This is a genomic window from Sphingobacterium siyangense, from assembly GCF_023277505.1.
Taxonomy (GTDB): domain Bacteria; phylum Bacteroidota; class Bacteroidia; order Sphingobacteriales; family Sphingobacteriaceae; genus Sphingobacterium; species Sphingobacterium siyangense.
The window spans coordinates 495,776-510,132 of the sequence record NZ_CP080574.1; the positions used below are offsets into that span (position 1 = coordinate 495,776).

At 40.1% G+C, this 14,357-nt stretch carries 6 protein-coding genes; all 6 read left to right on the forward strand.

What is annotated here, in order from left to right:
- Nucleotides 1–127: 127 nt before the first annotated feature.
- The 6 genes from K2F45_RS01950 (at nucleotide 128) to K2F45_RS01975 (ending at nucleotide 14,227) form a co-directional block, all read left to right on the forward strand.
- The gene (locus K2F45_RS01950) at nucleotides 128–3,382 is read left to right on the forward strand and encodes a SusC/RagA family TonB-linked outer membrane protein (protein WP_248932961.1); all 3,255 of its coding nucleotides are present in this window, start codon (nucleotides 128–130) and stop codon (nucleotides 3,380–3,382) included.
- A 19-nt stretch (nucleotides 3,383–3,401) separates the two neighbouring features.
- Entirely contained in the window at nucleotides 3,402–5,324 is a 1,923-nt protein-coding gene (locus K2F45_RS01955; RefSeq protein ID WP_248932962.1) for a RagB/SusD family nutrient uptake outer membrane protein, read from the forward strand.
- A 163-nt stretch (nucleotides 5,325–5,487) separates the two neighbouring features.
- Nucleotides 5,488–7,785 (forward strand): GH92 family glycosyl hydrolase, encoded by a 2,298-nt coding sequence (locus K2F45_RS01960; protein WP_276521440.1) that lies wholly within the window; start codon nucleotides 5,488–5,490, stop codon nucleotides 7,783–7,785.
- 225 nt (nucleotides 7,786–8,010) lie between these two features.
- Entirely contained in the window at nucleotides 8,011–8,373 is a 363-nt protein-coding gene (locus K2F45_RS01965) for a hypothetical protein (protein WP_070561742.1), read from the forward strand.
- Between the two features lie 183 nt (nucleotides 8,374–8,556).
- Nucleotides 8,557–9,663 (forward strand): efflux RND transporter periplasmic adaptor subunit, encoded by a 1,107-nt coding sequence (locus tag K2F45_RS01970; protein WP_075990761.1) that lies wholly within the window; start codon nucleotides 8,557–8,559, stop codon nucleotides 9,661–9,663.
- A gap of 13 nt (nucleotides 9,664–9,676) precedes the next feature.
- Nucleotides 9,677–14,227 carry an efflux RND transporter permease subunit gene (locus K2F45_RS01975; RefSeq protein ID WP_248932963.1) on the forward strand — a complete coding sequence of 1,517 codons (4,551 nt, stop codon included), beginning with the start codon at nucleotides 9,677–9,679 and terminating at the stop codon, nucleotides 14,225–14,227.
- Nucleotides 14,228–14,357: the final 130 nt, after the last annotated feature.

Sequence of the window (14,357 nt, forward strand, 5' to 3'; positions counted from 1 at the left end):
TTAATTTTACTAAAACGAATTAGTTTATCAGCTTAATGTTGTTTTCTTTGGAGGAGTGTTCATTTCAAAGAAGTAACTGATTGACGACCAATTGTTGTATTAGTAAACCAATCATTAATTATTATTTATGAAAAGAAAGGTAATTCCATTATTTTTTACGCTTTCGGTGTGTAGCACGTTCAATTTGTGGACCGAATTGAAAGCTGCGTCTAGCCACTTCAGTTTCCGACAAGAGGGTATTATTGTAGAGGGAACAGTTTTAAACAGTTCGACAGGGAAAGTTTTGCAAGGTGTCACCATTGTGGTTAAGGCGAGTGGCAAATCAACGAAGACAGATGCATCAGGTCGATATCGAATAGAAATTCCCTATAAGGATGCGGTATTGACCTTCTCGTATATTGGTTTTCAGCCTCAACAAATTGTGGCGGGCGGAAGGTCAACGTTACAGGTTAGCCTAGTAGAAGATGTAAAAGCACTAGAGGATGTTGTGGTTGTTGGATACACAACACAGAAGAAAAGAAATGTTGTTGGCGCCGTCGCAACGATTACGACTAAGGATCTTGTACAGAGTCCTGCAGCAAATATTAATAACATGCTTGCAGGAAGATTACCAGGACTGGTTGTCAACCAATATGCTGGAGGAGAGCCAGGAGTAGATCGTTCAGAATTGTTTATTCGTGGTAAGTCAACTTATGGTAATCAATCCCCCATTGTAATTGTGGATGGAATTGAACGCGATATGAGCTATTTGGCTCCAGATGAAATTGAGACTGTTTCCATTTTGAAGGATGCAGCAGCTACGGCACCCTACGGAATTCGTGGAGCGAATGGGGTTATCGTTGTTACCACAAAACGAGGACAATCCGCCGATAAAGCAACCGTAGACTTCAAAGCGTCTTATGGACTAAATACACCTGCACAATTGCCGAAGCTTTTAGGATCTGCAGATTACGCGACTCTCTACAATGAAGCGTTAACGAATGATGCGAAGCTGTCTGGTGGAAATATCGATAACTTGAAATTATTTAGTAAGGATGCTATAGACAATTTTCGAAGGGCAAAGGGTGATAATTCGGACGGGTTAGGTTATAACTGGGACTATTTCGATTATATTTTTAGAACTGCACCTCAGCATGAATATAATCTATCAATACGGGGTGGTAATGATATTGCGAAATATTTTGTGATGGGCGGTTATATGGGACAAGATAATAATTATGACCATGTTGATTTATCTAAATATAATGTTTCTCCTAAATTTCAGCGCTATAATTTTAGGTCCAATATTGATGTCAATATTACTAAAAACTTGTGGGTAAAGCTCAATTTAGGGGCTCGTATTACCAATCGAACTTCACCTGGAACTTCCGCAAGTAGATTGATGACTCTGGCAATGACACAGCCCCCTTATTTACCCATTATTCTCGAACCCAATAGCCAACCTTCTACACAGGGGTATCTGCTGAATAATCCCTCGGGCTTGTTGTTTGGTAATCAAATTTACCGATTTAATGTTCTTGGGGAGTTGACTAGATCAGGATATCATACAGAAAAAAACACCTATCTGGAAGGAAGTTTTGCTGCCGGCTGGAATATGGATTTTATTACCAAGGGGCTTTCTGTTGACGGAATATTTTCCTATGATGCTAGAGAGCAACAATGGGTCCGACGCGAGCTGGGTACCTATAGTGAAGGATATAGGGTATATCCCAATTATGCAACTTTTCAGCCTACAGATGGTATCGATCTTTTTATGAATCCGCAATACTATGAGGGTACTTACAGAAATGGGAACAAATATACGGTAGATCAAACCGTTGGAAATTCATTTACACAAAGTAGTCCTTTTAATAGAACTTTCATTCAAGGAAAAATAAATTACAATCGTCTATTTAACGATAAGCATAATGTGACTGGGATGTTGCTTTTCAATCGCTCAAGCCAGTCTGTCTATGATGCGACAAATTCAAGAGCCAGTGTTGATATTCGTTATCAAGGTATGACAGGGCAGTTTACCTATAATTATCTAGAAAAATATTTAGCGGAATTTAACTTTGGTTACAATGGATCTGAAAATTTTATAGAGGGAAAACGTTATGGATTTTTCCCTGCTGGAGCATTGGGTTGGGTGGTTAGCAAAGAGAAATTCATGTCTAATACCAAAGACTGGCTTAGCTTTTTAAAGCTTAGAGCCTCGATGGGGCTTGTGGGCAACGATAAAATGCCAGGTGACGCTCGATTCGGATATCTCGCATTTTTTCAGGGAGGAGATGGTTATAGTTTTGGGGAACAGAATTTTAACAATGGACTAAGTGGCCTTCGTGAAGGACGCCTGGCAAACGAAAATATAACATGGGAGAAATCTAGAAAAACCAATATCGGTCTCGATATGGGCTTTTTAAAGAATAAGATGAACTTTAGTATTGATGTTTTTGAAGATTATCGTTATGATATTATTACCGAACTAGGAGCGGATGACATTGGTTTTCCTGGCGTAGTTGGTAAAGGCTCTCCGCTGATCAATATTGGAAAGGTCCGCAACCGTGGTATTGATATTGAGATGAGTTATTCCGACATGATTGGGGATAATTTCAGATTTTCTCTAAAACCTAATTTCACCTTTTCCAGAAATAAGTTGATCTACCGACAAGAGGTGCCACGACAATATGAATACAGACAAGCAACGGGCAAACGACTTTATGAAAATTTTGTCTATGTTTTCGATCACTTCGTTAGAGATCAGGCCGAGGCGGACAAATTAAATCAGAGTAATTTTCAACCTTGGGGAACAGTAGGACCAGGCGATGTCGTATATAAGGATTTGAACGGTGATGGTAAAATTACAGATTTAGGGGATCGCACAGTGATGGGAAATCCTAGGAGCCCGGAGATTCAATTTGGTTTACCAATATCTCTACAATACAAGGGTTTTGATTTTAGTCTTTTGTTTCAAGGAGCGTTAAATTCTTCAATTTTATTGAAAGATGCGGCTGTATGGGATTTCCCGACTTTTGATCAAGATAAACTCGGCTCCGTTCGACCAATTCATATGGGACGTTGGACACCGGAAACGGCCGAAACGGCAACTTACCCCGCTCTACATATTGGCAATTCCGAGAATAATAAAAATAGCAACAGTAGTTTGTTTTTATATGATGCTAAATATTTAAGGCTCAAAAATATAGAGATTGGTTATAATTTACCGAAAGATCTTATTAAAAAAATTGGTTTGAACCAATTACGCGTTTATGCGCAAGGGATGAACCTATTTACCTGGTCAGGTTTAAAGGATTTAAGTATAGATCCTGAGATGGGAAATACGAGCGGTTATTGGTACCCGATTCTCAAAGTCTACAACTTTGGAATAAATCTTAATTTCTAATCTTATGAATGTATTGAAGATGAAAAGAATACTTTTTTTTACGGCAGGTGTGGTTCTTACTGTGATCGCAAGTTGCAACAAATATTTGGATAAATTACCCGACGATCAAATTCGGGAAGATGAAGTTTTTACTCGTTATGAGAAAGTAAATCAGCTCGTTACGGATGTGTATGCTAAGGCTAAAGGTGTCAATCAACCTATTTCGTGGTTCTATCATTTTTCGAGTGCTGCAATAACCGATGAGGCCGAAGGTTCTACAGTAGAGGGAAATATTACGAATAGATATAATACCGGCGATTGGAATATCAATGAACTACCAGGAGACAACGGGCAATTTTGGAGTAGTATGTTTGACGGGATCCGTAGAACCAATGTCATTTTGGAAGGAATAAAAAAGTACAGTACACCAGACGATATCCTGGAACCAGGCTCACTTCCTATGCGCGTTGGCGAGGTCTATTTCCTAAGAGCTTACTTTCATTTAATGGCTGTTCGTATATATGGTGAGATTCCTTATATAGACCATGTAATTACGGCGACTGAAAATATGAACTTCGAACGTGAGTCAGTTCATAAAGTTATTGACAAAATTGTTGCTGATGCAACAACAGCATATAATGCTGTCCCGGAAAAATGGGAGGGGCAGAATTTTGGACGTATCGATAAAGGGGCATGTCTTGGGCTGATTGCAGAAGCACGGTGGATGGCCGCTACACCACTTTGGAATGGAGCTGCCGCAAAAGGTTATAATGGGACACGTAAGTTTGAGTCCGAATACGCTACATATGATCCTCAGCGTTGGGTGAAAGCTAAAGAGGCTGCTAAGGCAGTTCTTGAAAGTAAGGTTGCAGGTGGAAAACGTTATAGTCTTTATCAGAAATATTCAAATACCGATTTTGGCGATAGTGGTGGTCAAAACACGAGCAACTCAACAGTTTATACACGTCTCTGGCAGATGTTCTATGATATGGAGGCGTTCAAAAATGAGTATGTTTTGTTTTTTACGCGCTATAAAGGAGAGGGGTGGTTTGGTGATGTATATCCGCCAAGTCGAGGCGGCGGAGCTCGTCAGATGCCTGTTCAGGAGCAAGTAGATGAGTATGAGTATCTGTCGCCAGACGGCTTTGGTTACCCGATTTATAGTGCCAAGGCTAAACAAGATGGATATGATGATGGAAATCCTTACACTTCAGTAAAAAGGGATCCACGCTTTTATCGCGACATTATATTTCATGGTGCAGCATTCCGCGGAGGTAACAATAATCCTTCTCAGACAAATATTGCGAATGGAGCCGATCAGATTGGTGCGAATAATGCAACCCGTACTGGATATTATCTGAGGAAATTTTTGCAGGAAGCCTGGAATAAGAATGGCAGTGTTATCATTAGTGCGCCTCCAGTTTGGCGTTTGCCAGACTTTATTTACATTTATGCTGAGGCGGTTAACGAAGTTGATGGACCAACACAAGAGATCTATGATTTAATTAATCAGGTAAGATCTAGATCCTTTATGGCACCGATGCCTATTACAACACTTGCTGATAAAAATTTGATGCGTGAGTACATTTACCGTGAAAGAAGGGTCGAATTCTTCTATGAGAATAAGAGAGCTTTTGATAGTCGCCTATATCTAGAACCCAGTAGTTCGGTGGAGAAAACTAAATACCAGACCTTTACTGCATCAGGTAGTACAAATAGCGAACGAAGTATAAACTACTGGAAGAATAATAATACAGCTTATCCGAAACTTCAAAATATGATTAATGGCATGAGAGCTGTTGAAGATGTAAATGGTAAAATCCAAATCGGTGATAAACGTTATAAAATGGAACGTTTCTTTGTTGAAAGTAGAGTTTTTACTGCTCCAACTCATTACTTATTTCCTATTTTAAACTCAGAGATCCAAAAATCCCCCTCGTTAGGGCAGAACCCTGGATGGTAGTATTTGTGTGATATAAAAACCGCAATCATTTGATTGCGGTTTTTTTGTAACCATCTTGTGAAAAATACCTTGCCATCTTCTATATTTAAATTTCTTACCTATATTTACTAATACGTTTTAGCTTTTTTGCTAATAATTTTAAGCTTAACCAAACGCTTCATTTATGTTTAATATTAAAAAACTAACAGGTAGTATTCTTTTTCTATTCGCGACGCATGCTGGAATGGCGCAACAAACCTCGCCTGTTGATTTCGTTAACCCTTTGATCGGTACTGAATCGAAGTATGAATTGTCTAATGGCAATACTTATCCTGCGATCGCTCGGCCTTGGGGTATGAATTTTTGGACCCCGCAGACTGGAAATATGGGCGATGGTTGGGTATATACTTACACGGCTGATAAAATTAAAGGATTTAAGCAAACGCACCAGCCAAGCCCTTGGAACAATGATTATGGTCAGTTTTCAATCATGCCAATAACAGGCACACCGCAATTTGATCAGGAAAAGCGGGCGAGCTGGTTTTCACATAAAGCGGAAATTGCAAAACCTTATTATTATAGCGTCTACCTTGCGGATCACGATGTGACAACAGAATTGTCTCCATCACAACGGGCAGCAATCTTTCAGTTCACATTCCCCAAAACAGACAGTGCTTATGTTATTATTGATGCATTTGATAAGGGGTCTTATATTAAAGTAATTCCGCAGGAAAATAAGATTATCGGGTATTCAACAAAAAATAGCGGTGGTGTTCCGGAGAATTTCAAGAATTACTTCGTCATTACTTTCGATAGGCCATTCTCCTACAAAGCTGCTGTTAAAAGCGGAGCGATAAGTAAAGACGAATTGGAAATTCAGGACAATCACGCCGGAGCAGTCGTTGGTTTCTCTTCCTTGAAAAGAGGGGAAAAGGTCACCGCCCGTATTGCTTCTTCCTTTATAAGTTTTGAGCAGGCAGAACTTAACCTGAAGGAGGTTAAATCGAAAACATTTCAACAGGTTGTTGACGAAGGTAAGGCACAGTGGAACGAAATCCTCGGACGTGTACAGGTTGAAGACCATAACATTGACCGGTTACGTACATTTTATTCCAGCCTCTATCGTTCAACACTTTTTCCAAGGGATTTTTCTGAAATTGATGGAACAGGCAAACGTATGCACTATAGCCCTTACAATGGGCAAGTCCTGCCTGGGGAAATGTTTACGGATACAGGTTTTTGGGACACCTTTAGAAGTTTGTTTCCGCTGTTGAATTTATTGTATCCGTCGATGAATGATCGGATGCAGGAAGGTTTGGTGAATGCGTATAAAGAGAGTGGTTACCTTCCGGAGTGGGCCTCGCCGGGACATCGTGCATCGATGATTGGAAACAATTCCGCTTCTATTGTAGCAGATGCCTTGATGACTGATCGCAAAGGCTATGATAAAGACCTGTTATGGGAAGCGCTCAAGCATGGGGCCAATAGTGCCTATCCGAAACACTCTTCGACGGGACGCTTCGGTTATGAATATTATAATAAATTGGGCTATATACCTGCTGATGTAAAAGTAGACCAAAATGTAGCACGTTCACTGGAATATGCATACAATGACTGGTGTATTTATGAATTTGGCAAAGCATTGGGCAAACCGGAAGCTGAAACAGCTATTTATGCAACACGCGCGATGAACTATAAAAATCTGTTTGACCCAAGTACAAAACTTATGCGTGGGAAAAAAGCAGACGGATCGTTCGTCTCAGATTTTGATCCAAGTGCCTGGTCAAGAGAATATACGGAAGGAAATGCTTGGCATTGGAGTTTTTGTGTGTTCCATGACCCTCAGGGTTTAATTAATTTGATGGGTGGTAATAAATCTTTTGTGTCCATGTTGGATACGGTGTTTGTGATTCCGAGTTATGAGGGCATGAAAAGTCGCGGAATGATCCACGAAATGCGTGAAATGCAGGTTATGAATATGGGGCAGTATGCGCATGGAAATCAGCCTATCCAACATATGCCTTATCTGTATAATTATGCTTCAGAGCCCTGGAAAGCACAATATTGGGTGCGCAAAATAATGGATAAACTTTATTTGCCTACACCAGACGGCTATTGTGGTGATGAAGATAACGGGCAGACTTCAGCCTGGTATGTCTTTTCTTCGCTGGGATTTTATCCCGTTTCTCCTGCCTCGGGCGAATACGTGATTGGTTCACCACAATTCGATAAGGTGACACTAAATCTCGAAAATGGGAAAAAAGTGAATATCCAAGCTAAACAACAGGGAGCAAATCAGGTCTACGTAGATCAATTAACTTGGAATGGAAAGCCTTATAGGCATAATTATATCCGTTATAAAGATTTATTGCAGGGTGCCAAACTTGATTTCAAAATGAGCGAAGCACCGAATAAAAATAGAGGTACAAAAAAAGAAGATGCTCCATATTCCTTTAGTAACGAGAAAATAAAAGGAAAATAAAGATTGAGTTCTGATAGACAATAATGAATTCAATGATGATACTTTAGTTCTAAGTAATTGTGTCGACTGTTTAATTGATCTTTTAAGGTTTGTAGCTGAAACCATGAACATTACTTGTTTTTTGAAAACCATGACTGCTAATTTTTTAGGCTGTCATGGTTTTTTTACACGAATAAAATAATCTTAGCTATTTAAAGTCATACCTTTGTGATTCGAAATTTCGATATGTTAGGCAAAATATTTCATTTTTTAACACTCTTTGCATACCTTAATCTGTTGACCTATGAGTCTTTCTCCTCGGCAACCGGACAGGTGCTGCATGCAGGTGAGACCATTGTGGAGTATTTTCTGGATGACGTATTGGATTTGGAACCCATTCATTCTTCCCAAGAAGAAAAAGTACTATTGCAAGATGATTATCGTATATTTTCACTCAATAGTCAAGTACTACCAATTTTTATTTTTGTTTTTGGAATCGTCTTTACTGCATTATGTTTTGCAAAAGATGATGAACATCCTTTTTACCGATCTAAAACCCTATGCTTACCAGGGTATTATCGCTTCCTATCCCGTTTTAGGCCATTCTAGTTACGCTCCTCTAATTTTCTAGCGAGGCTGCAACAATTTAGTTTTATTTCTATATATGGTATGGAAGGCTTTGGGCCGCTCTTTACGCTATAGAATTGCTGTAGCTCCCATCTAACACATTCTCCTAACGACTGATTTTAAAATACCGTAGGAGGGTTTAACATTTTACATTTTTTATCGTTTATGAAGAAATTACTTTTACTGTGCCTTTTCGTGGGTATGGTTGGGATGCTGGCTTCATGCCATTCATCCAACGCTAACGCTGATTCGAAAGAAGAACTCAAAAATATACCTGTAGTACCTTTAATGGTAATGGATACGACTGTTTATCAAGAGTATATTGCGGATGTTCAAGCCTTAAAAAACGTCGAAATTCGTTCCAAATTGAATGGTTTTTTGGATAAAATTTATGTAGACGAGGGGGCTTGGGTAAAGAAAGGCCAAATGCTGTTTAAGTATAATAATGAGGAATATCGTTCGGAATTAGCCAAGGCTAAAGCACAGTATGATAATGCCATTGCCGAAGCGCAAAAGATCAAGCTGGAAATGGAACGAACTCAAAAATTGGTTGACAAGAATATAGTGAGCTCTTCCGAATATAATTTATTAAAAATTCAATTAAAAGCGGCCAATTCTAAGATAGAAGAAGCCCGAGCTTTGGTTAATCAGGCACAGACAAGATTGGACTATACTGTTATACAGGCTCCTTTTGACGGCCGTATAGACCGTATCTTATTGAGAGAAGGCTCTTTATTGACCGAGGGTAGCTTAATTACGACGATCTCCGATTTAAGCAAAGTGAACGTTTATTTTGATATTTCTGAAAGAGAGTATCTGACACTTATGCGTGATAAACTGGACGGTAAGGAAACGCAAAAATCGGTCAAGTTAATTTTGGCCAATGGTGAGCTGTATCCACACGAGGGAATTGCCCATTTGGTAGAAAGTGAATTTGAAGCCAATACGGGATCCATTGCCCTTCGGGTTCAATTTCCCAATGCCGAGCATATCCTAAAGCATGGTGCAACAGGTAAGATTGCAGTGCCAATGCAGACAGGGGAACATACCTTTGTACACCAAAAATCAGTATTTGAAATTCAGGACAAGACATACGTTTATACTGTACAGGCAGATAGTACCGTAAAAATGACACCTTTTACAGCGGGCCCGCGTGTGGGGCATTATTACATTGTGGATGGAGGTTTAGATCCCAAGGCCAAGATTGTCTATGAGGGAGTCCAGAGTTTGCGTAGTGGAATGAAGATTAATCCAAAAATGAGGAAACTGTAGGGGAGGATAAATTATGTTTGAAACATTTATAAAACGGCCCATATTGTCGTTGGTTATTTCGGTGTTTATTACACTTTTAGGGTTGTTGGCCTTATTTACATTGCCCATCACACAATTTCCGGACATTGTACCACCTTCGGTAGTCGTCAATGCCAATTATACAGGTGCCAATGCTGAGGTGAGTACAAATGCCGTCGCTATTCCTTTGGAAAAAGCAATCAACGGTGTAGCTGGGATGACTTACATGAATTCAGTGTCTACCAATAACGGCAGCACGGTTATTCAAATCTTTTTTGAAGTTGGTACAGATCCAGATATTGCAGCTGTAAACGTACAGAATAGGGTAACTACTGTATTGGATGAACTCCCTGAAGAGGTCATCAAAGCAGGGGTAACCACCGAAAAAGAGGTCAACTCCATGTTGATGTATCTGAATGTTTTTACCGATGATGAAACCGCGGATGAAAGATTCATTTACAATTTCGCAGATATCAACATTCTAAAGGAACTGAAACGGATCGAAGGTGTCGGTCTCGCTCAGATTATGGGAATGCGTGATTATGCGATGCGTGTATGGATTAAACCTGACCGTATGGCAGCTTATAATATCTCTACGGAGGATGTGGTCGCCGCATTACGAAAACAGAATATCGAGGCTGCGCCTGGACAAACCGGTATCAGTTCCGATAAAATGCGTAACATGCAACAATATGTATTGCGTTATCCAGGTAAATTCACTGAAATTGAGGAATATGCCAATATACCTATTCGAGCTACTTCAACTGGTTCTATTATCCGTATAAAAGACGTAGCAGATGTTGAATTTGGTTCATTGGATTATGAAATGGTATCCAAAACTGATGGACGTCCATCCGCATCCATCATGCTAAAGCAATTGCCGGGATCAAATGCACAAGAGGTTATTCAGCGTGTAAAAGACCGCATGGCAGAATTGAAACAAACGCAATTCCCGACTGGCATGACCTATACCATGGGTTATGATGTGTCGCGGTTTTTGGATGCCTCAATTTCTTCTGTCATCAAAACCTTATTGGAGGCGTTTCTTTTAGTTTTTATCGTTGTATTTATCTTTTTACAGGATTTTAGGGCGACTATTATACCAATTTTGGCTGTACCAGTATGTTTGATTGGGGCATTATTTTTTATGCAGATGTTAGGTTTCTCAATCAACCTGCTGACCTTGTTTGCCTTGGTACTGGCCATAGGTATTGTGGTAGACAATGGAATTGTCGTCGTCGAGGCTGTATATGCAAAGATGGAAGAAGAACATCTTCAACCTATGGAAGCCACATTGGAGGCAATGAAAGAAGTCGGTGGCGCTGTTGTGGCCATTACGTTGGTGATGTCTGCTGTGTTTGTTCCAGTTGCCTTTCTTTCAGGGCCGGTAGGGATATTTTATCGTCAATTTTCATTGACGCTCGCGGCTGCCATTGTTATTTCAGGTATCAACGCGTTGACATTGACGCCCGCTTTATGTGCGCTTTTCCTAAAATCGCCCCATGACCGTAAACCTTCGAATAACTGGTTGGACCGTTTCTTTAAAAAATTCAATGCCATTTATGACAAGACTGCCTTCGGCTATAAGGGAATTTTGGTAAAAACCAGTGCGCGACGTGGACTGACTCTCCTTCTACTTGGAGGATTCTTTCTAGCGACCTGGGGAAGTAGTGCCATCTTACCCTCAGGTTTTATTCCAACCGAGGATCAAGGAATGATCTATGTCGCTGTAACAACCCCACCGGGAGCAACCGTAGACCGTACAGAACGCGTTTTGGATAAAATTGACTCCGTATCACGGAAACTCGATATTGTTGAAACGGTCTCTACGTTGTCCGGTTATAGTATCATTACAGAAGTATCCGGTGCTTCCTATGGGATGGGGATGATCAATCTTAAACCTTGGAAAGAGCGAGATCAAACGGTAGATGATGTCATTAAAGAATTGCGGGATAAAACAAAGGATTTTGCTGATGGAGAGATTGAATTCTTTCCGCCGCCGACAGTTCCCGGTTTTGGTAACTCTTCGGGTTTTGAATTACGTTTATTGGACCGTAGCGGTAATGAGGATCTCAACAAGACGGCCGAAGTATTACAGAAGTTTATGGACGACATGGAAAAAAGTGATGTTGTTCAGGATATCAACTCCAGTTTTGATGTGAACTTTCCACAGTATATGCTGAAGGTGGACTACGATATGGCTGCAAAAAAAGGAATATCGGTGGAGAATGCCATGAATACGCTGCAGACCTTAATGGGAAGTCTTTACGCGACAAATTTCATCCGTTACGGACAGATGTATAAGGTCATGGTACAGGCTGGTCCCGAATATCGCCAAAGACCAGAAGATGTATTACGCTTATATGTAAAGAATGAGACGGGTGAGATGGTACCATACAATGCCTTTATTTCGATGGAAAGAATTTATGGTCCTGAACAAATTACCCGTTACAATATGTTTAGTTCAGCCATGATTACTGGACAGTCTTCAGCCGGTTTCAGCTCCGGGCAAGCCATCGAAGAAGTCGAGAAAATTGCATCATCTTTGCCGCAAGGGTATAGTATCGAATGGTCGGGGATGACTCGCGAACAGAAAATCTCCGGAAACCAAGCCTTGTATATTTTTGCACTCTGTCTTCTATTTGTTTATCTGCTGTTATGTGCACAGTATGAAAGCTTTCTGTTGCCTTTACCTGTTCTGCTCTGTCTTCCGGCAGGGATCTTTGGTGCATTCATCTTCTTGAAGGTCTTTGGATTGGAAAACAATATCTATGCGCAGGTGGCATTAGTCATGCTGATTGGTTTGCTAGGTAAGAATGCAATCCTGATTGTGGAATATGCCAATTTGAAATATAAGCAGGGAATGGATATCGTGACCGCTTCAATCGAAGGAGCTGTTGCCCGTTTGCGTCCGATATTAATGACTTCCTTTGCATTTATTGCAGGTCTAATTCCCTTGATGATGGCCAGTGGAGCAGGAGCATTGGGTAATCGAAGTATTGGTACCGCTGCGGTGGGAGGAATGCTTATCGGAACCATACTCGGAGTAATTGTCATCCCGGGATTAGTGATCTTATTTTCAAAAAAGGATAACAAGAAACAGGTCGTTAAAAAAGCTTCTTTAGTCATAGCTGCACTTATTTTATTTGGTAGTTGCTCGGTTCCCAAAAAAACGCTTCAACCGGAGAAATTAAATGTACCGACTTCTTTTTCCAAACATCTTTCTCCAGATAGTTTAAATGTAGGAAGCCGGTCTTGGAAGGAAATTTTTAAAGATCCGAAGTTGGTTTCTCTAATTGATTCTGCGCTGCAGAACAATTTAGATATTCGTCAATCCATTTTGCGGTTGGAATCTGCACAAGCGTATTTTAAACAACGGAAGGCGGCCTTGGGGCCAACTGTAGAGGCTGCAGTAGAAGGAGGAATTCGGAAATATGGGCATTATACAGAATCAGGAATAGGTAATTATGATTCAAATTTTTCGGAGAACTTGAAAAGTGATGAAAAATTGCCCGAACCATTTATCCCAGATTATTTTATAGGACTTCGTTCGTCCTGGGAGATTGATCTTTGGGGAAAGTTGAAGAGTCAAAAGCAGGCCGCTTATTTTAGCTTTTTAGCTGAGCAGGAAGGCAAGCGTCTATTAGAAACGGAATTGGTATCCAATATTGCGACAGCTTATTATGAACTAATTGCTTTGGATCAAAAGATAAAAGTTTACAATCGGAATATTGAATTACATAAAAATGCACTGGAGGTTGTTGAGGTAAAAAAAGATGCCGGTTATGCGACTGAACTTTCTGTGCAACAATTTAAAGCACTATTAGCCAACTCGAAAGCTGCCAAAGAACAATTGAGTCAGGAAATAGCACTTTGGGAACACCATATCAACGGCCTGTTGGGGCGTTTTTATCAACCTATTGTAAGAAGTACATATACCGAAAATGCAGATTTGTATCATGCAATGCGTTTTGGTACGCCAGATGATCTCGTGAACCAACGCCCAGATATTAAAGCCGCTTATTTGAAAGTCATTGCATCTTCGAATAATCAGGAAGCATCACGTTTGGCTTTTTTGCCTTCTGTTGCAATAAGTCCATTTATCGGATTACAGAGCTTTAGCTTTAACAAGTTATTTAATTTGGATAAATCTATTGCGTATAATTTATTTGGCGGTATTACACTGCCGATATTTAACCAAAGACAGCTTAAAACGCAGTATGAGATCGCGAAAGCAGATTATGGAATTGCGTTTGTAGACTATGAAAAAGCAGTTGTAAACGCTTATAACGAAGTTTCCAATGTTGTCATGACGCAAGAGGCGATCGTCAAACGACGTAGCTTTGTCGATGAACATGTTCAAGCGTTAAACCTCTCTATTGAAGCGGCACAGGAACTATTTATTGCGGGGCGGGTGACTTCTTTAGATGTTGTTACGGCCCAAAAAGAGTCTCTGGAAGCCCAAATCGGAAAAGTAGAATTGGAGAAAGAGAATACTTTAAATCAGATTCTACTTTACAAAGCCTTGGGAGGAGGTTGGAAATAGGTGATTAAGGATTAAAAAGAAAACTATTTTTCATGCGATAAAGAATTAACTTGTTAATTCTTGGACCCTTAACTGGGTCAGGGGAAGAGGCCGTCGTGAGACGTCCTCTTTTTTGTTGTTATTTTTATGT